Source organism: Bradyrhizobium sp. ORS 111, from assembly GCF_045571485.1.
Classification (GTDB): domain Bacteria; phylum Pseudomonadota; class Alphaproteobacteria; order Rhizobiales; family Xanthobacteraceae; genus Bradyrhizobium.
Map to the genome: position 1 here is coordinate 4,287,159 of NZ_CP120701.1, position 22,774 is coordinate 4,309,932.

Genomic DNA, 22,774 nt, shown 5'->3' on the forward strand with positions numbered 1-22,774 from the left:
TAGGGCCGGCTCGGGGTGCTCAAGATGCTTGCTTTTTGCCCTACGCCTCATGCTAGAAGCGGGCCTCAAAAGTTAACCGAGCGCCGTCCGCCGCGCCAATGTCAGCGACGCCGATCACCCTTCGATGAGCTGCTTTGTCCGGCAGAAGCCGATGAAGGCAGCCCATATCCGGTTGATGCGCACGGATCAATCGAGGGATCAAGCAAGAGATCACGATGCCTGAAGTCATTTTCACCGGCCCTGCTGGCCGCCTCGAAGGCCGCTACCATCCGGCCAAGCAGAAGAACGCGCCGATTGCGATGATCCTGCATCCTCATCCGCAGTTCCACGGCACGATGAACCACCAGATCGTCTACCAGTGCTACTACGCGTTCGCCCATCGCGGCTTCTCGGTGCTGCGCTTCAACTTCCGCGGCGTCGGCCGCAGCCAGGGCTCGTTCGACCACGGTACCGGCGAACTCTCGGATGCCGCGAGCGCGCTCGATTGGGCGCAGGCCATCAATCCGGAAGCGCGCGCCTGCTGGGTCGCGGGCTTCTCGTTCGGCGCCTGGATCGGCATGCAGCTCCTGATGCGGCGCCCGGAGGTCGAGGGCTTCATCTCGATCGCGCCGCCGGCCAATCTCTATGACTTCTCGTTCCTCGCGCCCTGCCCGTCGTCGGGCCTGATCGTGCACGGCGACAAGGATGCGGTGGTGCCCGCCAAGGACGTCAACACGCTGGTCGAGAAGCTGAAGACGCAAAAGGGCATCGTGATCGATCAGCAGATCATCCCCGGCGCCAACCACTTCTTCGACGGCAAGCTCGAGCCGCTGATGGAGACGGTGACCGGCTATCTCGACATGCGTCTCGCCAACGTGCGCTGACGCCGTAGACCTCGTAGATGGGGTAACGGGCCGCGGTCCCGCTTCCCAGCCAGCCGCGCTAGCTACGGCGCTATTGGATGGCGCGCGTCGCGCGGCTGGCTTGGAAGGGGGCGGTCGTCCCTCACATTGATGGTGTAACGGAGTCGAGGCAAGGCCTCGCTCCAAGCATCGAGGAGAGACGACCATGGACCATTATGCCGGAATCGACGTGTCATTGGAATGCTCCAGCGTGTGCGTTGTCGACGCGAACGGCAAGATCACTCGGGAGGCGAAGGTGGCGAGCGAACCGGAAGCGCTGATCGGCTGGTTCCGTTCGCTCGGGTTCGAGCTGGCCAGGATCGGGCTGGAGGCCGGGCCGCTGTCACAGTGGCTTTACGCGGCGATGAAGAAGGCTGGACTTGCGGTCGAGCTATTGGAGACACGCCACGTGAGCGATGCCTTCAAAGCGATGCCGGTGAAGTCGGACCGCAACGATGCCCGCAACATCGCGCAATTGATGCGGCTCGGCTGGTTCCGGCCGGTGCATTGCAAGTCGATGAGTGCCCAGGAGACCCGCGCGATGCTGACGGCGCGCAAGCTGATCCAGGCCAAGCTTCAGGATCTCGAGAACAGCTTGCGCGGGATCTTGCGTGGCTTCGGCCTGAAGGTCGGCAAGACGACGAAGTGCAGCTTTGCGGCACGGATCGGCGAGCTGGTGGCCGGCCATCCAGCCCTCGAGGCGATCGCCGCGGCGACGCTGGCAGTTCATGCGGTGTTGCTGCGCGAGTTCAACGGTCTTGAGAAGCGGGTGCGGGCGATGTCTGTGCTGGACGCCAAGGCCAGGCTGTTGATGTCGACGCCGGCCGTGGGGCCGGTCATCTCGCTGACCTATGCCAGCGCCATCGATGACCCCTCGCGCTTCACCTCCTCGAAGCGGGCGGGACCGCTGTTCGGGTTGACGCCGAAGAAGCACCAGTCAGGGGAGACCGACTACTCCGGCCGCATCAGCAAAAATGGCGACGCCGCCGTGCGCGAGGCCCTCTATGAGGCTGCCCACATCATCCTGACCAAGCCGATCAAGGGCTGTGCACAGCTCAAGAGCTGGGCGATGCGGATCGCCAGGCGCGCCGGCATGAACAAGGCCAAGGTGGCGCTGGCGCGCAAACTCGCCGTGATCATGCTGCGCATGCTTAAGGACAACGTCCCCTTCAATCCGGCTACCAAGGCAACCGCAATGGCGGCCTAACAGAGGAGCGCACAGGTTTTCGGGCGGGTCACGACACCAGCCTTCCCGAAGCGAAGTCCCTTCGCCGGGACGATGGATCAGGTCAGGCCGTCATCCGGGTTGTCGACGCATCCAACAATGCGATCACGCTTCCGTAGATTGGTCGACCTGCTCCTCCCTAGAACCCCATCAGGCGACGGCCACAGCGCCGATCCCGTACAGAAGCAGGTTCCCGGCGAGCGGATGACGCAAAAGGGATTGACTAACCAAGGCCCGTTACAGAAGCCCGGATGCAGCGAAAGCGAATCCGGGTCCGCTCATTCCTCAGGTCAAGATGTCCCGGATTGCGCTTCGCTGCATCCGGGCTACGGGCGCGGCTTATTCAGCCGCAAGCTTCAGCGCAGCGATACCGGCCAGCACCAGCGCGATTCCCGTGATCTTCATCGGGTTCAGCGCCTCACCGAACAGCAGCACGCCCATCGTCAGCGTGCCGACCGCGCCGATGCCTGTCCACACCGTGTAGGCGACGCCGACCCCGAGCACCTGCAGCGCGCGCCCGAGCAGGAATACGAATGCCGCGAGCAGCAGCAGCGAGACCAGGCTCCAGCCGAGCCGCGTATAGCCCTCGGCATATTTCATCGAGATCGCCCAGCCGACGTCGAGCAGGCCTGCCGTGACAAGCGCGATCCACGCGAGCGACTGCGACATGGCGTGTTACGCGGCGAGCTTCAGCATGTGCGCGTCGTAGCGCGCCAGGAACGCGCGCAGCAGGTTCGGATAGTCCGGCGATACGGCGCTGCGCACGCTCGGCCGCTGCGCCAGCGCTGCGCGCCACGTCCGCACTTTCGGCGTCTCGGCGAAGACAGCGAGATCGGTCAGTTGGTCGAACACGTCGAAGTAACGGAAGATCGGCGCGAACACCGCATCCACCAGGCTGAAGCTTTGCCCTGCGAAGAACGGGCCCGCGCCAAGGGCCGCTTCGACGCGCGCGAACTTCGCGGCCACCGCTTGCCGCTTGCTGTCGAACGTCGCCGCATCGGTGGTGGTCTCGAGGCCCCAGAGGTCGCCCAGGATCGCCGAGCCGAATTCCATCCAGGCGCGATGCTCGGCGCGAACAAGCGGATCCTGCGGATGCAGCCTGGCGCCGGCCTGCGTCTCCTCGATGTATTCGCAGATCACGTTGCTCTCGAACAGCGCGACTTCCTTGCCGTCGTCGCCGGTGACGACCAGCACCGGCACCTTGCCGAGCGGCGAGATCTTCAAAAACCAGTCGGGCTTATGGGCGAGATCGATGTCGATCCGCTCGAACGGCACTCCCTTCTCGGCAAGCGCGATCACCGCGCGTTGCACATAGGGGCAGAGCTTGTGGCTGATCAGCTTCAGGGTGGCCATGGCGAACCTCGCGTTTTAATGCAGTTGCATCAACTTACATGCAACTGCATTAAATCGTCAAGATGGATGCACTTGCATCCAAATCACGGCCGGGCGATGATGCCCCCCGTCATCGGGATCGGCACGCCGGTGGTGGCGGGATAGCTGAGCGGCAGACCTTTCAGGCCGCGGGCGGCGAGGAAGCCGAAGGCCTGAGCCTCGATCGCGTCGGATGCCCAGCCGACCGCCTGGGCGGCCTCCACGGTCGCCGGCGCCAGCCGCTCGCGCAGCATCCGCAGCATGGTGAGGTTGGAGGCGCCGCCGCCGGCAACGATCCAGCTCTTCGGCGGCTTGGGCAGCAGCGGCACGATGCGGGCGATGGCGGCCGCGGTGAAGGCGGTCAGTGTCGCGGCGCCGTCGGCAGGCGCCATGGCGCTGAGCTTGAGTTGGGCAAAGTCGTTGCGGTCGAGCGATTTCGGCGGCGGAGCCGAGAAAAACGGCAGCTTCAGCGCCCGGGCGATCCACGCCTCATCCGGCCTGCCCTGCGCGGCCAGCCGGCCTTCGGTATCGAACGGCTGATGCATCTCGCGATACATGAAGTCGTCGAGCAAAGCGTTGCCCGGGCCGGTATCGCAGGCGATCAGCGTATCCGTGCCGTCGATATAGGTGATGTTCGACACGCCGCCGATATTCACCACCACGATCGGCCCTTCGCGGTTCAGCGATTGCGCCAGCGCGCGGTGATAGACCGGCACGAACGGCGCGCCCTGCCCGCCGGCCTCGACGTCGGCGGCGCGGAAATCGTGCATCACCGGAATGTGGATCGCCTTGGCGAGTGCCGCGGCGTCGCCGATTTGCACCGTCAGCTTGCGGTCGGGACGGTGCAGCACGGTCTGCCCGTGGAACCCGACGATATCGATGTCCTGGCAGGAGATCCGGTGCTGCGTGGAGAACGACGCGACCGCCTCGGCATGAGCGACAGTGACAGCCTGTTCTGCCTGCCGCAGCACCCCCGGCCGGGCATCGCGCTGCGGCAGATGAACGGCATCCGTCAGCGCTTGCCGGAGCAGGCTGCGCTCGCCGTCCGTGTAGGGCCGGTAGCTGGAAGGCCCAAAGGCCTTGATCTGGCGGCCGTCGGTCTCGATCAACGCCACATCAACGCCGTCGAGCGAAGTACCGCTCATCAGACCGAGTGCCGTCAGCATCATCTTGGTCGCGCCCTAGCCGGAACCCCGGCTTGTCTCAAACAAGTACATCCTATAATGCCACAGCGCATCCGCCTGCGGCAGCTTGAGCACCAAGGTTCCGCAAATTGATGCAAAAACCGTAAAACTCGAATGCTCTGAGTCGCCGACAAATGACTGCATTTAAATCGGATTTCCTGAATACTTTACAGGAACGCGGCTTCGTCCACCAATGCTCCGATTTCGAGGGCCTGGACGCGCTCGCCGCGAAGGGCCAGGCGACCGCCTATGTGGGCTACGACTGCACCGCACCGTCGCTGCACATCGGCAACTTCCTCACCATGATGATGCTGTACTGGCTGCAGCAGAGCGGCAACAAGCCGATCACCCTGATGGGCGGCGGCACCACCATGGTCGGCGATCCCTCCGGCAAGGACGAGACGCGCGCGATGCGGACCATCGCGGAGATCGAGGCCAACAAGGCTTCGATCCGCGGCGTGTTCGCCAAGGTGCTGCGCTATGGCGATGGCCCGTCGGACGCGATCATGCTCGACAACGCCGAGTGGCTGACCAAGCTGAACTGGATCGAGATGCTGCGCGACATCGGCCGCCACTTCTCGGTCAACCGCATGCTGACCATGGACTCGGTGCGGCTCCGGCTCGAGCGCGAGCAGGAGATGAGCTTCATCGAGTTCAACTACATGGTCTGCCAGGCCTACGACTTCGTCGAGCTGTCGCGCCGCGTCGGCTGCCGGCTGCAGATGGGCGGCTCCGATCAATGGGGCAACATCGTCAACGGTGTCGATCTCGGCCGCCGCATGGGTACGCCGCAATTATTCGCGCTGACCACGCCGCTGCTCACCACCGCCTCCGGCGACAAGATGGGCAAGACGGCGAAGGGAGCGGTGTGGCTGAACGCCGACCAATTCTCGCCTTACGACTTCTGGCAATACTGGCGCAACGTCGAGGACGCTGACGTCATCAAGTTCCTCAAGCTGTTCACGATCCTGCCGATGAGCGAGATCAGCAAGCTTGCGGCGCTCGGCGGCAGCGAGATCAACGAGGCCAAGAAGGTGCTGGCGACCGAAGCTACCGCCCTGCTCCACGGCCGCGACGCGGCGAACGAGGCCGCCGAGACCGCGCGGCGCACCTTCGAGGAAGGCGCGCTCGCCGAGACGCTGCCGACGGTGGAAATTCCGCAGAGCGAATTTGCTGACGGGCTCGGCGTTCTCACCGCGTTCGTGAAGGCCGAACTCGTCGGGTCGAACGGCGAAGCCCGGCGCCAGATCAAGGGCGGCGGACTGCGCGTCAACGATGTTGCGGTCACCGACGAGAAGATGCTGCTGACGAACGGCAACCTCACGCCGGAGGGCGTCGTCAAGCTCTCGCTCGGCAAGAAGCGGCACGTCCTGCTCAAGCCTGCATAGGCGCATTCGCATTTGTCGGTTGTAGGGAGCACAGAAAGCGCGCTCCCTGCTTTCCGATGGACCAGACCACGAACTCGAACGACACGCTTGCGGCGCCGCTGAAACAATCACGCGTCGCGTTGAACGTGCTGGCGCTGTGCTTCGTGCTGTCGGTGCTCGGACGTGGTCTCAGCGACAGCTTCACCGTGTTCCTGAAGCCGATCTCGGAAGACTTCGGCTGGGATCGCGCGCAAGTCGTCTCGGTGTATTCGCTGACCTGGCTCGCCAGCGGTCTGACCGCGCCGCTGGTCGGCCGCCTGTTCGACCGCTCGGGTCCTCGCGTGGTCTATTCGCTCGGGATGCTGCTGCTGGGATGCGCATTCCTCGTTGCCGCGCATGCGCAGGCCCTCTGGCAATTCCGGCTCAGCGTCGGCCTCTGCGTCGGCTTCGGCAGCGCGCTGATCGGCAACGTCTCGAATTCGATCCTGCTCGGCCGCTGGTTCGGGCCGCGGCTTCCGACCGCGATGGCCGTGATGTATTCGGCGACCGGCGCCGGCCTGCTGGTGCTGCTCCCGCTCTCACAGGTCCTGATCGACCGCATCGGCTGGCGCAACGCCTATGACGTGTTCGGCATAACAGCGCTTTGTTTGCTCGTTCCGCTGTTGCTGCTGCCGTGGCGACGGCTCGCACGCGGCTCGCCCCATGTCGTCAGAAAGGCCCATGCAGATCTGGTCGACGAAGGCTGGACGCTGCTCAGCGCGATGCGCCATCACGCCTTCTGGGCGTTGTTCTCAACCTTCTTCTTCACCGCGGTCGCGATGTACGCGCTCACCGCGCAGATCGTCGCCTACCTGATCGACGTCGGCTTCCCGCCGCTGCAGGCGGCGACCGCCTGGGGCTTTTCCGGGGTCGCGCTGTTCGTCGGCATGCTCGGCGTCTCCACGCTCGACGGCATCATCGGCCGCCGGCCGTCGGTGCTGTTCAGCTACGGCGTCTCGATCGTCGGCATCATCCTGCTCTGGCTGTTGCAGTGGTATCCGAACTACTGGCTGCTGACCGGCTTCGTGATCTGCTTCGGCAGCATGATCGGCTCGCGCGGCCCGCTGATCACCGCGACTGCGCTTAAAATCTTCCGCGGCGAGCGCGTCGGCACGATCTACGGCACGATCATGATCGGCAGCGGCCTCGGCTCTGGGCTCGGCTCATGGAGCGGCGGCCTGATCCATGACTGGACCCACAGCTACAACCCGCTCATCGTGTTCGCGCTGGTCAATGTGGTGCTGGGCTTGATCCCGTTCCTGGTGGTGCCGGCGCTGCGGCGCTGAGTTTGGCGAACTGCCTTCTCTCCACTCGGCGGGTGCGCGATCGGTGGTAAGGTCAACGCCCTAGTTATTGGTCGGCGGCAGATCGTTCGGGTTGTTGTACTGCTTGAACTCGAAAATCTTGCGCGTCAGTCCCGGTGCCAGCGCCGAGATCGGATTGACGCGCAGCACCGGCGCGCTGGGCGTCCCGACCACCTCGTAGGTGACGCCGATCAGGCCCTCGTTGCTGCCGGCGCCGAGGAAGATCCCGAAGAACGGAATCTGGCCGAACATGTTGTTCAGTCCGTACATCGGGATGAAGGTGCCGTTCATCCGCACCTGGTTGCCGATGTAGTCGATGCTGCCCTCGATGGTTGCGCCGATGCTCGGTCCCTTGACCACGCCGTCGCGGATCGTGAGCATGCCGCTCTGGCGCGTGAACTCGGCGCGCAACGCGGAGAATGCGATGCCGTTCTGGGTGCTGACCGGTCCACCGGCGACGGCGCGGTCGAGCTGGGCCTCGCCCTTCACGGCGAAGTCACGGATGTTGAGCAGGCCTTCCCGGGGGCCAGGCTCCGGCGTCGGCGGCTCCATCGCCAGCGTCAACTGTCCGCCGACCACTTTCGAATAGGTGTCGATGAAGCGCAGAAACGCGCCGGCGTCGCTGGTCTGCAGATAGATCACCTCGCGTCCCTGCTGACGGCCGCGCATATCGACGCTGACAGGCGTGTCGCGCCCGACCTTGCCGCTCAGCGTGAACGCTTTGATGAAGCCGTTGCGGCGCGACATCTTGGCATCGACGCTGCGCACCGCCTCGCCGTTGAAGCCGGCGACAGCGCCGAGCTTCACATCGAAGTCGAAATCGATGTTCCTGGTCTTGCTCTTGGTATCGGACTCGCGGCCCGAAATTGCCGACTTCAGGAAGCCGCGTCCGTCGAACACGTCGCCGCGCATCGTCACCTTCAATGCGCCGTCGGGCCCGCGATCGGCCCTCAGCGATGTCTTGTCGCCTTCCGACGGCGCGTAGGTCGGGAAGCTCGCGTTCATGAGGTCGCCGTTCTGGTCGACCTCGAGCGAGCCCTTGATCGAGACGCCGCTGCCCTCGACCACGATATCCTCGAACCGTGTCGACTGCCCTTTCGGCACCACGTTGAAGGTCGCCTTGCCCGCCCTGCCCGATGCCTTGACCCATCCCGGCAGCACATTGTCGAGCTTCAGTTGGGTCAGGTCGGCCTCGACACCCATCTTGGTGCTGTTGTCGCCGCTGCCGATCTTGCCGCTCAGCTTGATCGGGATCGCACCGGAGACCGCCGCGCCGAAATCCATCCCAAGCCGCGCGCGGCTGGCATCATCCAGCGTCGCCTGCAGCTTGACGTCGGCGTCGCCGTCGGCCGGCTTGCGGTAATCGAGCGACGCGGCCTGCCCGTTGATCTTGACGTCGCCCTTGACCTGGAAGCCGGCATTGCTGGCAACGATCTTGAGCGCGTTGGCCTCGAGCTTCTGGTTCATCACCAGCTTGTCGACCGCAACGGCGGTGACGTCGGCGGTGACGGCATAGGTCGTGTCGGCCTTGGTCAGCTCGCCTTTCACGGGCATGCCGAGGTTGATCGTGGCCGTGACATTGCCCTTGCTGGCGTTGGGATCGATTGGCGGACCGGAGAGATCGCTGAGCCGGTCGGAGGCGAGGATCTCGGCGGCGGCCGGCACCGCGCAGTCGACCCGGAACTTGACCTTCGACGGCGAGGGCTTCGGCGCCATGTCCGGCACCTCGAAGGTGAAATCGGACAGCGTGATCTTGCGGCCCGCCGGCGTGTCGGCAACGCCCTGGCCGATCCACACCGTCGCGGTACGGCCGGTCACCTTGGCCTTCAGATCCGCGTCGTGCACCGAAGGCATCCCATCGACCGGATGCACCGCGACGCCGGAGGCGACGATGTTCACAGAAAGACCGTCATCCGGGATCGGCGGCCCCTTGCGCGACAGATTGTGCACCGGCGAATTGACGCCGACGTCGATGCGCTGGAGCGTGCCGCGCTCGATGCGCTCGATCACCCACTGGCGCACCTCGGGCACGATGATGGTCGGCCACACCCGCTTCAACGCGATCGCCGACATCGGTGTCCCGGCGAAACCCAATTGCAGCCGCGGCTCGCCGGAATAGTCGATGCTGCCGGTGCCGGCGACGCCAATCTCACCATTGGAGATGTCGGCCTGGGTCAGCAGCACGCGCTTCTTGTCGGTATCGAACCGGAAGCCGATGTTGATGCGGTTGAAGATCAGCGGCGGCTCGTTCGCGTCGATGCCGGCCAGCACGATGGTGCCGCCGGACAGGCCCGCCTGCCAGTCGGTCACGTTGTCGTTCGGCGGTTCCAGATGCCCGAGCAGCGTAATCCGGTTGGCGCCCGAGATGATCTTGATCGGCGCCAGCAGCACGCGCCGCCCCGAATCCCATTCGACGCTCATGTCGGCCGAATCGATCGCCATCGGGTAGTCGGGCGTGTCGGTGTCGATGATGTTGCCGGCGCCGACGTTGATCTTGCCGCGGAAATAGGTCGGCAGACCGTCGCGGCCGAGTTCGCCCTTCAATTCACCCGATATCGGCAGATCAGCGCTATAGGTGAGGTCCTTGGTCCGGAGCGCCAGCAGGATATTGGCGGCTGAGACCTTGTCGGCCTTGATGTCGACCGAGCGCACGCCGTCGACCTGCGGCCCGACCACCACGCGCACCGCCCAGGGTTTCGCGCCCTCCTCGCCGAAGCTCAGCGCCACGCCGCCCTCGCTCGGGCGGCGCAGGCTCAGGCTGATATTCTCAAAGCTGAACTTGTTGCCGCGCTGCTGGTCGTCGACCACCAGATTGCCGTTCTTCAGGCCGATCTCGTTGAGGTTCTGTCCGTCGAGGCCGGTCAGGCTGAGACTGTCCAGCCAGTCGAGACCCGCGAGCAGGCCGCTCTGCGCGGATGGCGGCGGATCGGATGTGGGCGTGGCTGGATCGGACGGCGCCGGCGGAGGCGCGGCAGGTACCGGACGCGGGAATGTCGGCGGGACCCCAGCCTCCTTCTTGGACGCGACGCCGGTGGCGAGCGGCTTTGCGGTGTCGCCGGCCGACACCGTCACGTAGCCGTCCGGCGTGATGCGCACCGACAGTTCGGCATCGACGAGGTTAAGGCTTTCGGCGCGCAATTGCCCGAGCAGCAGCGCGGTTCCCGACAGCCGCACCTCGGCCTTCGGCGCGCTCGCGACGATGGCGTGGTCGCGATCGCGGACGATGATATCGCGAATACGCACCGCGATCCTGATCCGACCGGCGCGCTCGATCTGCGTTCCGCCGACCTCGACGGTGTTGCCGTGACCGATGTTCTCCTCGATCGCGGCAGCAAGCCATGGCGTTGCGATGTCGAGGTTGATCGGCCCGGCGCCGAGCCGCCACCACAGCGCGCCGAAGCAAGTCGCAAAAATGACCGCGAGCACGCCAAGCACAAGCCCGATGCGGCGCACCCAGCGCTCGCCGTTCAGCCAGCGCTGCAGGCGGGTGCAGGAATCGCTGAAGCGATGCAGATTGGTGTTGGAACGCGCCAGCAATTGCCGCGCACGGTGCCCCGCCGCCTCATCCTGCTCGTCCCACGCGACCTGATCTTCCCATTGCGAGAACTCAGCCTCGACGCGCGGATTTGGTCCCTGCGGCGACGTATGTCTTGCCATTGCCTCTCGGTGCTGGCGGTGATGTCGATCGCCGACATCGGGGCGCCCGTCGATTCGTATCGAGCCCTCCTGTGCCGGCATCGCTGCCTATCCTCGACTAATCAGGTTGCCCACTAACGGACCTAAGAACCGAAACAAAGCCGATTCGACGAGCGGACGGGTAGTGCGTCGATTTCCTTGTAACCATACTCCGAGGCCATCAAACTTGCCCAGCGACGGCCCGCGAATCCGGTTGCCGCGAATGAGGCCCGCAATACCCCAATGGTTGAACCGCGGAAAGCGACGAAAGGAAGGCGTATGTCCAAGAAAACGCGCAAGAAATCCTCCAACACAACCGGAAAGCGGGCAGCAACCAAGGTTGCCCGCGCCGCACGTAGAAGTACGGGGACGTCTGCTGCGAAAACCCGCGCGGCGGCTGCCAAGACCAAGGGCAAGACTGCCGCGGCGGTTCGTAGCCAAGCCTCGCACAAGGCCGACTCGAAAACGTTAAAGTCGAAGCCGGTCGGCAGCGCGACAAAAGCTCTCGGGGTAACCCTCGCCGAAGGCGCCAAGGCACCGGCCTTCTGCCTGCCGCGCGACGGCGGCGGCAGCGTCTCGTTGAAGGACTTCGCCGGCAAGAAGCTGGTCCTGTTCTTCTACCCCCGCGCCGACACCCCCGGCTGCACCCGCGAGGCAATCGACTTCACCCGGCTGAGCAGCGCCTTCGCGGACGCGGATACCGCAGTGCTCGGCATTTCCGCCGACACGGTTAAGTCTCAGGAGTCATTTCGAAACAAACACCAGCTATCGGTCCCGCTCCTGTCCGACGAGCAGCATAGCATGCTGGGGGCCTATGGTGCCTGGGGCGAAAAATCCATGTACGGCAGGACCTTCATGGGAATTATTCGCACAACGGTTCTGGTTGATTCGAACGGAAAAATCGCCCGGCTCTGGCGCCATGTGAAGGTCGACGGCCACGCCGACGAGGTGCTGGCAGCGGCCCGATCGCTCTGACTGTCGAGGTTCCGTTTTCCGAAAATTAACCATAGAAGGCTCAAATCGGTCCCGCAGATTAGCCGTACGGAACTTGGTCCGACCGGCCGCGGGAGTACCGATGTCAAGCCGGTCCGGTCACCATCACGAATATCACCGACACCATCATCCGCAGGACCATGGCCGGGCACCGCCACGCCGCCCGGCCGCCCATGCCGCTCCGATGCCGGCTGCCACGACCGGTGCGGCCTCGGGCGCCGGCTATGCCATCGTCCACGCCGGCAAACAGGTCCGCTTTGGGCCCGTCGTCTTCTGGATCATTGTCGGCACCATCGTCCTGCTCGGCATGTGGTCGGCGGCGACCGCCACCTATTTTGCGTTCCGCGACGACGTTTTGACCCGGCTGATCGCGCGCCAGGCCGAGATGCAATACGCCTATGAGGACCGCATCGCGGAGCTGCGCGCCAAGGTCGATCGCACCACCAGCCGCCAGCTCCTCGACCAGGAGCAGTTCGACCAGGAGCTCGACCAGATCATGCGGCGGCAGGCCACGCTGGAATCACGCGCCACCGCGCTCGGCTCGATCCCTGACCTCGGAAGCACCGGATCGGTCAAGCCGCAGGGCCGCGCCGAGGCGGCGCCCTCCTCCGGCATGCCGAAGCCCTCGCCGATCAGCGACACCGTGATCTTCGTGGCGCCGCCTGACCGCGAGGCGCGGCTGGAATCGCGCGCGCCGCTGGTCACCAAGACGCAGCCGAGCCAGTTCGCCAAGGCGCAGGGCGTCGACAACGTGCTGGTCCGCCTGCAAACCTCTCTCGACCAGGTCGAACGGCGACAGGTGGCGGCGCTCGCCTCGGTCGAGGACGGCATCGAATCGAAGGTGCGCCGGATGCGCGGCGTGATCAGCGATCTCGGCCTCAACATGGCCCATCTCGAGGCAGCGGCGCCGCGCGGCGGCATGGGCGGGCCGTTCGTGCCGGTGAAGCTCGCTCCCGACGCCGGTCCGTTCGAGCGCCAGCTCTATCGCATCAACATCAACCGCGCGCAGATGCAGCGGCTGAACCAGACCTTGGCGCTGGTGCCCTACCGCAAGCCGGTGGTCGGCGAGGTCGAGTTCACCAGCGGCTTCGGCGTGCGAACCGATCCCTTCCTCGGCCGGCCTGCGATGCACACCGGACTCGACTTCCGTGCCGCCCAGGGCGATCCGGTGCGTGTCACCGCCAACGGCAAGGTGGTGTCGGCGGGCTGGGCCGGCGGCTACGGCCGCATGGTCGAGGTCGATCACGGCAACGGGCTCTCGACGCGCTACGGCCATCTCTCCGAGATCAAGGTCAAGGTCGGCGAATACGTGAAGATCGGACAAGTGATCGGCGAAGTCGGCTCGACCGGCCGCTCCACCGGCCCGCATCTGCACTATGAAACGCGCATCGGCGGCGAAGCGGTCGACCCGCAGCGTTTCCTGCGCGCGGGCGTGCGGCTCAACGCCGGCTGAGAGCCTCTTCCGCATGCGTCGCGACCCGGCGCCCCGGAATGAGGAGGCGGATGCGGCCGCGTATGCGGCGACGCCTCCAGACAGCTATCGCGTTGCGTCGTGCCCGACTTCGCCGGTGATGACGTCGCCGAACAGCTCCCACGCCTCGCCATTGAACTTCATAAGCTGCATCTGCTCGATCGGAAAATAGTCGTCCGGTGCCGTGTTGACCATGATGCCGGGAAGCATCAGGTCGGAGTGGAAGTTCTTCAGGTTCGCAGCCTGCTTCATCACGTTCTCACGCGTCAGATGATCGCCGCACTGCTTCAGCACCTGCACCATCGCCTCGGCCTGCACATAGCCGTAGATGTTGTTGGCGTTGGCCTTGTCGCCGTCGGGATAGTACTTGTCCATGAAGCTGCGCCAATTCTGCACGGCGGGATCCTTGTCCCAGGTCGGATCAGTCGGATCCTTCAGATAAGCCGTCGAGATGATGCCCTTGGAGAATTCGAGGCCTGCGGGCTTCAGCACGGAGGCGACCGAGGTCGCGGTGTTGGCGAGGAAGAACTTCAGCTTCCAGCCGAGCTCACCGACCTTGCGGATCGCTTGCGCCGATCCCTTCGGCGCGGCCCAGGAGAAGAAGATGTCCGCGCCGGAATCGTGCAGCGCAACGATCTGGGAATCGATCGAGGGATCGCTGACCTCATAGGACTTGTCGGCGATGATCATGCCGACCTTGTCGCCGAGCCCGTCCTTCAGTCCCTTGAACTGATCCTTGCCCGCATCGTCGTTCTGCCAGAACACTGCGATCTTGCCGTCGAGAAATTTGTCGCGGATGTATTTGGCGTAGATGCGTCCCTCGCTCTGATAGTTGGGCTGGAAGCCCATCGTCCAGGGAAAATTCTTCGGGTCGCCGAACTTGGTGCCGCCGGAGGCGACGAAGAGCTGCGGCACCTTCTTTGCATTCATGTATTTCATGATCGCCGAATTGGACGGCGTGCCCAGCGCCTGAAAGATCAGCAGCACCTCGTCGCTCTCGACGAGCTTGCGCGCCTGCTCGATCGCCTTCGGAGGAGAATAGGCGTCGTCGTAGCTGATGAAGTTGATCTTGCGGCCGTTGATACCGCCCTGATCGTTGATCATCTTGAAGAACGCCGCCTCGGTCTTGCCGATCACGCCGTAGGACGATGCCGGACCGCTGTACGGCATGATATTGCCGATCTTGATTTCGGTATCGCTCGCACCGGGATCATATTTCTTCTGCGCGTAGGCCGCGGTCGCGATCAGTGCGGTACTTGCGAACGCCACGACCGCGCCGATATATCCAAGCCGAGTCAGCATCGTTTCCTCCCGATTTTTGTCGTTGGTTTTGGCGGCAACTTTCGCAAGCCACGAAAGTGCTGGCAAGCGCTGGGTTTTTCCGTTGGACGAAACGGCATTGTTGCCTGGCGCTATTTGTGATTGATGGTCCGTCGGGGGCTCACAGGTCGAGGCGCTTTGATTGCATAAACCGGACATCCGTATCGGTCCGCGGCATCCGCGATTGGCAGCCGCGAGCTACGAACTCACGCGCTGGCTCACCGAGCCAGTGATGGTGCGTCTTGGCTTGCACAAGGCGAACGGCGATTTCGCCAAACGCACGATCGCTGCGGTCCGCGAGCGACTGCAACGCGGCGAGACCGTTTACATCGCCGGCCTGGCCTGCCCCGGCACGCACAATACCGGCGTAGCGCTGGTCGAAGTCACCCAGAGCGGCGGCCCACGCCTGATCGTCAACAACGAGGAAGAGCGCTTCTCCGGCAACAAGCACACCAACGAGTTTCCTCAACATGCGTTGGAGGACATGCGCCGGGTGCTGCGGCGGATGGGTCGCGATATCGGCGACATCGCAGCCTTCGTCACGACATGGGATTATCCGGCGCTGCTGGCGCTGCTGATCCGCACCTCGGTCGAGGAGGCGCCGGGCAGCTTCAAGCTTCTGCGCGCGCCGATCGCGCCCGCGATCAATCTGCGACAGATGGACCAGGTGCGGCGGCTGTCCCGCAGGCTGGGACGGATGTACGGGCTTGGCGAACGGCTGCCGCTGATCTGCATGCCACACCATGATAATCACGCGTGGTACTCATTCACCGCCTCTCCTTTTGCCGACTCGCGTGAGCCGGTCGCGATCGCCGTCCTCGACGGCACCGGAGACGTCGGTTCGATCTCGCTTTACGTGGCCCGCAACGGCGAGATGAAGCAGCTCTACTGCAATAAGAGCCTGTTTGACTCGCTCGGCGCCTTCTACACCGTGATCTCTTCCAGCCAGGGCGGCTGGACCTGGCTCTCCAGCGAGGGGCGCTATATGGGCGCGGTCGCCTGGGGCGACATGAACCGCGCGACCAATCCCTACTATCCGCGATTGAAGAACGTACTGCTGCTCGGCCCGAACGGCGCGGTGCATCTCAATCGCGCGATGGCCAATTGGCACAGCGATCCGGCCGAGAATCCTTACAAGGCACCGCTGATCGATATTCTTGGTCCGCCGCTTCGGCCCGACCAGCTCTGGAATCCCGACGCCGTGCTGCGCGTCGAGGACATCCATCATCGCGCCGACACCAAGGACCGGCTCGACAAGGCCGCCGCAACGCAGCTCGTGTTCGAGGATGCGATGATCCATGTCATCGATCACTTGCTGCGCATCACCGGCACCGACCGGCTGGTGCTGACCGGCGGCGTCGCGCTGAATGCGCTCGGCAACATGCGTCTGCTCGAGCACTTCAACGAGGCGTGGTTCGCGAAGGCGCAGCAGCGCAAGACGCGGCTGCATATGTGGGTGCCGCCGGTGCCCGGCGATCCCGGCGTGCCGATCGGCGCCGCGTGGCTGTTTGCGCACATGGCCGGCGCCCCGCGCGGCGCGCCGCTGTCGCATGCATTCTATTGCGGGCTACCGCCGTCGGCGGCCGACATCACGGCAGCGCTCGCGGCAGACGATGTCGCCTCGACCCGGATCGGCAGTATCGCGACGCCGGAAGGACGAGACACCATTGCGGACATGATGGCCTTTATGGTGGCGCAAGGTGGCGTGATCGCACTCTACCAGGGCGCCGCCGAGACCGGCCCACGCGCGCTCGGACATCGCTCGATCCTCGCCAATCCCTGCGATCCCAACGTGCGCGCGCGGCTGAACGAGCGCGTCAAATACCGCGAGGCGATCCGCCCGCTGGCGCCTATGGCGACGCTGGAGGCCGCGCGCGACTATTTCGAGTTGGAGGACGGCGCGTCCGACGACGACTACAACGCCTATAACTACATGGTGCTGACCGCGCATTCGAAGCCGCAGGCGCGCGAGAAAATTCCGGCCGTGGTGCATGCCGACGGCACCGGACGCATCCAGATCGTGCGCGAGGCGCATGATCCCCTCACCTACGCTTACCTGAAGGCACTCGGCCGCCACATCGGCGTCGAGATGTCGGTCAACACGTCGTTCAACGTGGCGGGACCGATCGCGCAAACGCCGGCGCAGGCGATGGAGACCTTGCGCCGCTCGAAGGGGCTCGATGCAGTGGTGCTGGTTGCCGACGACGGCACCGCCTACGCCGCCTGGCATGGTGGTGAGCGCGACAGCGGACGCTTCACGGGATGGCATGCGGCATGGACGAAGGCACGGCTCGCAGGCTAGCGCCGAAACCATGTCAGCATGCGCCCGTCGATCAGGAGCAAGGCGCTCGCGATCATCAGCGCACCGATCACCTCGCGCGGCGAGATCGGCTCGCCGAGCACGAGATAGCCGAGCAGGATCGCCGTCACCGGAATCAGCAGCGTCACCAGCATCACATTGGTTGCTCCGGAGCGCTGCAGGATCTGGAAGAACACGATGTAGGCCAATGCCGTCGACAGGGCTGCTAGGCCAAGCACCGCGAGCCACGTTGTCGGATGCGGCATCGGCAATAGCCAAGGCCGTTCGACGACGCCGGCGACGACGGCCATCATCGCGGCCGACGCCATCATCTGGAACGTCGCTGTTCCCAGCGGCGGGACCCGCGACGGCAGCCGCCGCGATACCAGCGCAGCAAGGCCGTAGCTGAAGGCCCCGGCCAGACACAACAGGATGCCGATGCCCTGACGGCTCTCGATCCCGAGCGCATCGCCGTGAAGCACGGCAACACCGATCACGCCCGCGACCACGCCGGCGATCCGGCGGGGCTGCGCCTTCTCCTCGCCGGCAACAGCCATAATCACCACCGCAAACAGCGGCGTGGTCGCGTTGAGGATCGAGGCCAGCCCGCTCGTGATGTAGGTCTGCCCGAATACGATCAGGGAGAACGGCAGCACGTTGTTGAACAGCCCCATCGCGAAAAACGGCGCCCATCCGGCCCAGCCCTTCGGCAGCGCGATCTTATAGGTCCGCAGCAGCGGCAGCAGGATGGCAGCCCCAAGCGCCACACGCAGCAGCACCAGGGTCAATGGCGGCAATTCGCGCAGGATCACGCCGTTGAAGAAGAACGAGCCGCCCCACAATACGGACAGCAGGCCAAGCAGCATCCAATCGCGGGGATCGATCCTGTTATCGGCGGAAGACGACATATCCGGCTCTCATCTGCGCTGGCGCAGATGCGTAGCCGGCCGCAGTCGCAATGGCCACCCGATTTCCGCGATCCGCCAGTCCGCTTATTTCGGCCGCGACATGATCTCGATCATCTTGCCTTCGTCGCCATCGGGCGCATGCGACTTAGCCCGCTCGTAGGCGGTGAGCGCCGCGCGGCTGACCGGCACGCCGGGCAGCAGTGCCTCGGCCAGTCGTACGGCATAGGCGGCGTCCTTGTGGCGCAGCGCCGCGGTGAACGAGGCGTTCGAGAAGTCGCGGTCGATCATCCGCCTGGAATGACGGATCACCTGCGGGCTCGCGATCGCGCCGCTGGCGAGTGCTTCGGCCACCATCTGCATGTCGAGGCCCGCCTGCTCGGCCATCGCGACACCCTCGGCAAGACTCGCGATCTGCACCGCGCCCAACAGATTGTTGATGAGCTTGAATACCGTTCCGCTGCCTACAGCGCCGAAATAGCGGATCGTCTCGCCGATCGGCGCGAGGACCGGTTGCGCCCGCTCGAGATCGGCTGGATCGGCTCCGACCAGAAGCGTCAGCTTGCCCTCGGCGGCCGCGGCCGGCAGGCCCGTGACCGGGCAGTCGATGTAGATCAGTCCGCGATTGCGCAGCTCGCGCGCCATCTCGAGCGCATGTTGATACGACACGGTGGAGCATTCGATCGCCAGCGTGCCGGCTTTCATCGTCGCGGCTGCGCCGTCCGTCGTCAGCCAGACGGAGCGCGAGGCCTCATCGTCGGCCACCATGGTCACCACGGCGTCAGCATCGATCGCGGCATCTTCCGGCGAGGTCGCCCACTGCGCGCCGCGCGCGATCAGGTCCTCGGCCTTCGCCCTGGTGCGATTCCACACCGTGACTGTGAAGCCGGCATCGAGATAGCGGCCGGCCATGCCGTGGCCCATGCGTCCCAATCCGATGAAAGCGACGCGCGGCATGGATCAGTCCACATCCTCGACCGCGCCGGGCCCGGTGCCGAAGGCACGCTGCGCCAGCGTCGCGGCCATGAACTCGTCGAGATCGCCGTCGAGCACGCCCGACGTGTCGGAGGTCTGCACCCCCGTGCGCAGGTCCTTCACCATCTGATAGGGCTGCAGCACATAGGAGCGGATCTGGTGGCCCCAGCCGATATCGGTCTTGGCGGCCTGGTCGGCCGCGGCCTGCTCCTCACGCTTTTTCAGCTCGATCTCGTAGAGCCGCGCGCGCAGCATGTCCCAGGCCTGCGCCCGGTTCTTGTGCTGGGAGCGGCCGGCCTGGCAGACCACAGCGATGCCGGTCGGGATATGAGTCAAGCGCACCGCGGACTCGGTCTTGTTGACGTGTTGGCCGCCGGCGCCGCCGGACCGCATCGTGTCGGTGCGGACGTCGGACTCCTTGATCTCGATCTTGATGCTGTCGTCGATCACCGGGAAGATCTGCACCGACGAGAACGAGGTGTGCCGCCGCGCGTTGGAGTCGAACGGCGAGATTCGCACCAGACGATGCACCCCCGCCTCCGTCTTCAGCCAGCCATAGGCATTGTGGCCGGAGATCTGGATGGTGGCGGACTTGATGCCGGCCTCTTCGCCCTGGGATTCTTCGAGGTATTCGATCTTGAAGCCGTGCTTCTCCGCCCAGCGCGTGTACATCCGCAGCAGCATCTGTGCCCAATCCTGGCTCTCGGTGCCGCCGGCGCCGGCATGGACCTCGAGATAGGAATCAAATTTGTCGGCCTCGCCCGAGAGCAGCGCCTCGAGCTCGCGCCGGGCGACTTCCTTCTTGAGGTCCTTAAGCGCCTTCTCGGCGTCGGCGACCACGGACTCGTCGTTCTCGGCCTCGCCGAGCTCGATCATGCCGATGTTGTCCTCGAGCTCGCGCTCGACCTTGCCGATGCCCGAGAGCGCGTCCTCCAATGAGGTCCGCTCCTGCATCAGCTTCTGGGCCTTCTGGGGGTCGTTCCAGAGATTGGGATCTTCTGCGAGCTTGTTCAGCTCAGCGAGGCGTGCCGTCGATTGTTCGACGTCAAAGATGCCTCCTCAGCAGCCCGACTGACTGCTTGATCTCTTCAACAAGGCGTTCGATTTCCGCGCGCATGATCTTTCAGGAGTTGGGAAAAAAGCTTGCGAGGGATGTAACGACCGGCGCGGTAAAGCGCAATCCGCTTGGCCGCGCTATCCCGGCGTTTTGGAGCGGAGAATCGCTAATACAGTCCGCCGGTTCCCGGACGCATGAAGAAGCCGCCATCAGGCTGCTGCCCGCCCTGCGACGGCTGCGGACCCGGCGGAGGCCCGCGACCATCGGCGTCGGCGACACCGATCACCGAATAATTCTCCGGCGGCGCGGTACCCGGCTTGAAGGCTTCCAGGATGGTGCTGCCGCCGTCGCCCGGGCCGGCACGCATGCCGGTCTTGGCGTCGACGCGGATCAGCTTGATACCGGCCGGCACCTTGAACGGGGTCGGTGGCTTGTCGGCGAGCGCAAGCTTGAGGAAGTCGCGTGCGATCGGCGCTGCGACGTGGCCGCCGGTGGCAGTTCGACCGAGATTGCGCGGCTTGTCGTAGCCCATGTAGACGCCGACAGCGAGATCCGGCGAGAAGCCGACGAACCACACGTCCTTCTCGTCGTTGGTGGTGCCGGTCTTGCCGGCGATCGGCTTGCCGACCTCCCGCACGACGGTGGCGGTGCCGCGCTGGACCACGCCTTCCATCATCTCGGTGATCTGGTAGGCGGTCATGGCATCGAGCACCTGCTCGCGGCGATCGACCAACTGCGGCTCGGGCTGGTTCTTCCACCCCTCCGGCGCATCGCAGCCGCGGCATTCGCGCTGGTCGTGCTTGAAGATCGTATGCCCGTAGCGATCCTGGATGCGATCGATCAGCGTCGGCTTCACCCGGCGGCCGCCATTGGCGAACATCGAATACGCCGTCACCATGCGCATCACCGTGGTCTCGCCGGCGCCAAGCGCATAGGACAAATAGTTCGGCAATTCGTCATAGACGCCGAAGCGCTTGGCATATTCGCCGATCAAGGGCATGCCGACATCCTGAGCGAGCCGCACCGTCACAGTGTTGAGCGAGCGCTGCAACGCGTTGCGCAGCGTGGTCGGCCCGTAATATTTGCCGGTCGAGTAGTTTTCCGGACGCCACACGCCGGCGCCCTGCCCTTGGTCGATCTCAATGGGCGCGTCGATCACGGTGGTGGACGGCGTGTAGCCATTGTCCAGCGCCGACGAGTAGACGATCGGCTTGAACGACGAGCCGGGCTGCCGGTAAGCCTGCGTCGCGCGGTTGAACTGGCTCTGATCGAAGGAGAAGCCGCCGACCATCGCGAGCACGCGGCCGGTCAAGGGATCCATCACCACCATCGCGCCGGAGACTTCAGGCAACTGCCGCAAACGATACTGGCCTTCGACCGCAGCGCCCTCCTTGGTCACCAACGGGTCGGCATAGATCACGTCGCCTGGATGCAGCACCTGGGACACGGCCGTCGGCGCCTTGCCCTTGGTCTTCGCCCAGCGCACGCCGTCCATCGTGATGATGCCGGTCTGCCGCTCCTTGCTGACCGCGCCGCCGAATTCGTGGCCCGGCTGGAAGCCGATCCGGGCCGATTGATCGCTGCTCTCCAGCACCACCGCCATCCGCCACGGCGAGATGTCGGAGAGCGATTTGACCTCGGCAAGCTTGACGCCCCAGTCGCCGGCAATGTCCAGTTTCTGCAGCGGCCCGCGCCAGCCCTGCGCCTCGTCATAGTTGACGAGACCGGCGGCCATGGTCTTGCGCGCCATCACCTGGATCTTCGGATCCAGCGTGGTGCGGACCGACAAGCCGCCCTCATAGAGCTTCTTCTCGCCGTAGCGCTCGAAGATGTCGCGGCGCACCTCCTCCGCGAAATATTCGCCGGCGAAGATATGCGCACCGTTCGAGCGGCTGGTGACGATCAGCGGATCCTTGCGCGCCTTGTCGGCCTCGGCCTGCTTGATCCAGCCATTCTCCAGCAGGCGGTCGATCACATAGTTGCGGCGCTCGACTGCGCGGTCACGGTTGCGCACCGGATGCAGCGCTGCGGGGGCCTTCGGCAGCGAGGCAAGATAAGCGGCTTCCGCAACCGTCAGCTCGTTGACCGATTTGTCGAAGTAGACCAGCGACGCGGCGGCAATGCCGTAGGCGCCGAGACCGAGATAGATTTCGTTGAGATAGAGCTCGAGGATGCGGTCCTTGGAGTAAGCGCGCTCGATGCGCATCGCCAACAGGGCTTCCTTGATCTTGCGCGAAAACGAGACCTCGTTGTTCAGCAGGAAGTTCTTCGCGACCTGCTGGGTGATGGTCGACGCGCCCTGCGGGCGGCGGTTGGAGCCATAGTTCTGCGCGTAGAGGATCGCGGCGCGAAGCATGCCCTGATAATCGATGCCGCCGTGCTCGTAGAAATTCTTGTCCTCCGCGGCGAGGAACGCGTTGATCACGAGCTTCGGCACCGCCTGGATCGGCAGATAGAGCCGGCGTTCCTTGGAATACTCGCCGAGCAGCGCGCCGTCGGCCGCGTGCACGCGCGTCATCACCGGCGGCTCATAATCCTGGAGCTGCGAATAGTCCGGCAGGTCCTTGGAGAAATGCCAGATCGCGCCTGCGACCGCGGCCACGCCGACCAGGAACACGACCGTTCCGGCAGCGAACAAGAAACCCATGAACCGCACGAGCAGGCGCATTATCGAAGTCCGCTCCACCCCTTCGGCGCTCGATGATCGA

General features: G+C 64.8%; 16 protein-coding genes. 7 read left to right on the plus strand and 9 right to left on the minus strand.

The features are described from left to right. The first annotated feature begins 215 nt into the window (after positions 1 to 215). Both P6U30_RS20045 and P6U30_RS20050 read left to right on the plus strand, forming a co-directional pair. Positions 216 to 863 carry an alpha/beta hydrolase gene (locus P6U30_RS20045; protein ID WP_280971788.1) on the plus strand — a complete coding sequence of 216 codons (648 nt, stop codon included), beginning with the start codon at positions 216 to 218 and terminating at the stop codon, positions 861 to 863. 184 nt (positions 864 to 1,047) lie between these two features. Continuing rightward, positions 1,048 to 2,088 carry an IS110 family transposase gene (locus P6U30_RS20050; RefSeq protein WP_407164670.1) on the plus strand — a complete coding sequence of 347 codons (1,041 nt, stop codon included), beginning with the start codon at positions 1,048 to 1,050 and terminating at the stop codon, positions 2,086 to 2,088. A 357-nt stretch (positions 2,089 to 2,445) separates the two neighbouring features. On the opposite strand, the gene P6U30_RS20055 is transcribed toward P6U30_RS20050, so the two are convergent. The 3 genes from P6U30_RS20055 to P6U30_RS20065 all read right to left on the minus strand — a co-directional run bounded on the left by P6U30_RS20055 (position 2,446) and on the right by P6U30_RS20065 (position 4,646). Then, on the minus strand, positions 2,446 to 2,775 hold the full coding sequence (locus P6U30_RS20055; protein WP_407164671.1) for a DMT family transporter: 330 nt from the start codon (positions 2,773 to 2,775) through the stop codon (positions 2,446 to 2,448). Between the two features lie 6 nt (positions 2,776 to 2,781). Then, the gene (locus P6U30_RS20060) at positions 2,782 to 3,459 is read right to left on the minus strand and encodes a glutathione S-transferase family protein (protein WP_407164672.1); all 678 of its coding nucleotides are present in this window, start codon (positions 3,457 to 3,459) and stop codon (positions 2,782 to 2,784) included. 83 nt (positions 3,460 to 3,542) lie between these two features. Next, a complete protein-coding gene (locus tag P6U30_RS20065; protein WP_407164673.1) occupies positions 3,543 to 4,646 on the minus strand; it encodes an anhydro-N-acetylmuramic acid kinase in 1,104 nt (367 codons plus the stop codon). A gap of 149 nt (positions 4,647 to 4,795) precedes the next feature. On the opposite strand from P6U30_RS20065, the gene tyrS reads away from it, so the two are divergent. Both tyrS and P6U30_RS20075 read left to right on the plus strand, forming a co-directional pair. Further along, the gene (gene tyrS, locus P6U30_RS20070; RefSeq protein WP_407146458.1) at positions 4,796 to 6,049 is read left to right on the plus strand and encodes a tyrosine--tRNA ligase; all 1,254 of its coding nucleotides are present in this window, start codon (positions 4,796 to 4,798) and stop codon (positions 6,047 to 6,049) included. Between the two features lie 56 nt (positions 6,050 to 6,105). Continuing rightward, positions 6,106 to 7,353: an MFS transporter gene (locus P6U30_RS20075; RefSeq protein WP_407164674.1), complete on the plus strand. Its 1,248-nt coding sequence runs from the start codon at positions 6,106 to 6,108 to the stop codon at positions 7,351 to 7,353. Positions 7,354 to 7,413: 60 nt separating this feature from the next. On the opposite strand, the gene P6U30_RS20080 is transcribed toward P6U30_RS20075, so the two are convergent. Continuing rightward, a complete protein-coding gene (locus P6U30_RS20080) occupies positions 7,414 to 11,109 on the minus strand; it encodes a hypothetical protein (RefSeq protein WP_407164675.1) in 3,696 nt (1,231 codons plus the stop codon). A gap of 216 nt (positions 11,110 to 11,325) precedes the next feature. On the opposite strand from P6U30_RS20080, the gene P6U30_RS20085 reads away from it, so the two are divergent. Together P6U30_RS20085 and P6U30_RS20090 are read left to right on the plus strand one after the other, a co-directional pair. Next, a complete protein-coding gene (locus tag P6U30_RS20085; protein ID WP_407164676.1) occupies positions 11,326 to 12,021 on the plus strand; it encodes a peroxiredoxin in 696 nt (231 codons plus the stop codon). A gap of 100 nt (positions 12,022 to 12,121) precedes the next feature. Beyond that, on the plus strand, positions 12,122 to 13,492 hold the full coding sequence (locus P6U30_RS20090) for a peptidoglycan DD-metalloendopeptidase family protein (protein WP_407164677.1): 1,371 nt from the start codon (positions 12,122 to 12,124) through the stop codon (positions 13,490 to 13,492). 84 nt (positions 13,493 to 13,576) lie between these two features. Here P6U30_RS20090 and P6U30_RS20095 read toward each other — a convergent pair whose 3' ends face one another. Next, complete coding sequence (locus tag P6U30_RS20095) at positions 13,577 to 14,812, minus strand: ABC transporter substrate-binding protein (protein WP_407164678.1); 1,236 nt, start codon at positions 14,810 to 14,812, stop codon at positions 13,577 to 13,579. 160 nt (positions 14,813 to 14,972) lie between these two features. On the opposite strand from P6U30_RS20095, the gene P6U30_RS20100 reads away from it, so the two are divergent. After that, the gene (locus tag P6U30_RS20100; RefSeq protein WP_407164679.1) at positions 14,973 to 17,132 is read left to right on the plus strand and encodes a carbamoyltransferase C-terminal domain-containing protein; all 2,160 of its coding nucleotides are present in this window, start codon (positions 14,973 to 14,975) and stop codon (positions 17,130 to 17,132) included. Here P6U30_RS20100 and P6U30_RS20105 read toward each other — a convergent pair. The 4 genes from P6U30_RS20105 to P6U30_RS20120 form a co-directional block, all read right to left on the minus strand. Continuing rightward, positions 17,129 to 18,037 (minus strand): DMT family transporter, encoded by a 909-nt coding sequence (locus P6U30_RS20105; protein ID WP_407164680.1) that lies wholly within the window; start codon positions 18,035 to 18,037, stop codon positions 17,129 to 17,131. The genes P6U30_RS20100 and P6U30_RS20105 overlap by 4 nt on opposite strands. Positions 18,038 to 18,121: 84 nt before the next feature. Then, positions 18,122 to 18,991 (minus strand): NAD(P)-dependent oxidoreductase, encoded by an 870-nt coding sequence (locus P6U30_RS20110; RefSeq protein WP_407164681.1) that lies wholly within the window; start codon positions 18,989 to 18,991, stop codon positions 18,122 to 18,124. 3 nt (positions 18,992 to 18,994) lie between these two features. Next, positions 18,995 to 20,126, minus strand: a protein-coding gene (prfB, locus tag P6U30_RS20115; RefSeq protein ID WP_407146470.1) for a peptide chain release factor 2 whose coding sequence is annotated in 2 segments (ribosomal slippage) — positions 18,995 to 20,056 and positions 20,058 to 20,126 — 1,131 coding nt in all. Because the reading frame shifts where the segments join, the coding sequence is not laid out codon by codon here. 106 nt (positions 20,127 to 20,232) lie between these two features. Beyond that, positions 20,233 to 22,734: a penicillin-binding protein 1A gene (locus tag P6U30_RS20120; RefSeq protein ID WP_407164682.1), complete on the minus strand. Its 2,502-nt coding sequence runs from the start codon at positions 22,732 to 22,734 to the stop codon at positions 20,233 to 20,235. Positions 22,735 to 22,774 lie beyond the last annotated feature (40 nt).

Bases quoted from the DNA above. Each gene is read 5' to 3' on its own strand.
- P6U30_RS20055 (WP_407164671.1), bottom strand. From the start codon at position 2,775: ATGTCGCAGTCGCTCGCGTGGATCGCGCTTGTCACGGCAGGCCTGCTC.
- P6U30_RS20095 (WP_407164678.1), bottom strand. From the start codon at position 14,812: ATGCTGACTCGGCTTGGATATATCGGCGCGGTCGTGGCGTTCGCAAGT.
- P6U30_RS20045 (WP_280971788.1), top strand. From the start codon at position 216: ATGCCTGAAGTCATTTTCACCGGCCCTGCTGGCCGCCTCGAAGGCCGC.
- P6U30_RS20050 (WP_407164670.1), top strand. From the start codon at position 1,048: ATGGACCATTATGCCGGAATCGACGTGTCATTGGAATGCTCCAGCGTG.
- P6U30_RS20120 (WP_407164682.1), bottom strand. From the start codon at position 22,734: ATGCGCCTGCTCGTGCGGTTCATGGGTTTCTTGTTCGCTGCCGGAACG.
- P6U30_RS20105 (WP_407164680.1), bottom strand. From the start codon at position 18,037: ATGTCGTCTTCCGCCGATAACAGGATCGATCCCCGCGATTGGATGCTG.
- P6U30_RS20075 (WP_407164674.1), top strand. From the start codon at position 6,106: ATGGACCAGACCACGAACTCGAACGACACGCTTGCGGCGCCGCTGAAA.
- P6U30_RS20090 (WP_407164677.1), top strand. From the start codon at position 12,122: ATGTCAAGCCGGTCCGGTCACCATCACGAATATCACCGACACCATCAT.
- tyrS (WP_407146458.1), top strand. From the start codon at position 4,796: ATGACTGCATTTAAATCGGATTTCCTGAATACTTTACAGGAACGCGGC.
- P6U30_RS20085 (WP_407164676.1), top strand. From the start codon at position 11,326: ATGTCCAAGAAAACGCGCAAGAAATCCTCCAACACAACCGGAAAGCGG.
- P6U30_RS20080 (WP_407164675.1), bottom strand. From the start codon at position 11,109: ATGCCGGCACAGGAGGGCTCGATACGAATCGACGGGCGCCCCGATGTC.
- P6U30_RS20110 (WP_407164681.1), bottom strand. From the start codon at position 18,991: ATGCCGCGCGTCGCTTTCATCGGATTGGGACGCATGGGCCACGGCATG.
- P6U30_RS20060 (WP_407164672.1), bottom strand. From the start codon at position 3,459: ATGGCCACCCTGAAGCTGATCAGCCACAAGCTCTGCCCCTATGTGCAA.
- P6U30_RS20065 (WP_407164673.1), bottom strand. From the start codon at position 4,646: ATGATGCTGACGGCACTCGGTCTGATGAGCGGTACTTCGCTCGACGGC.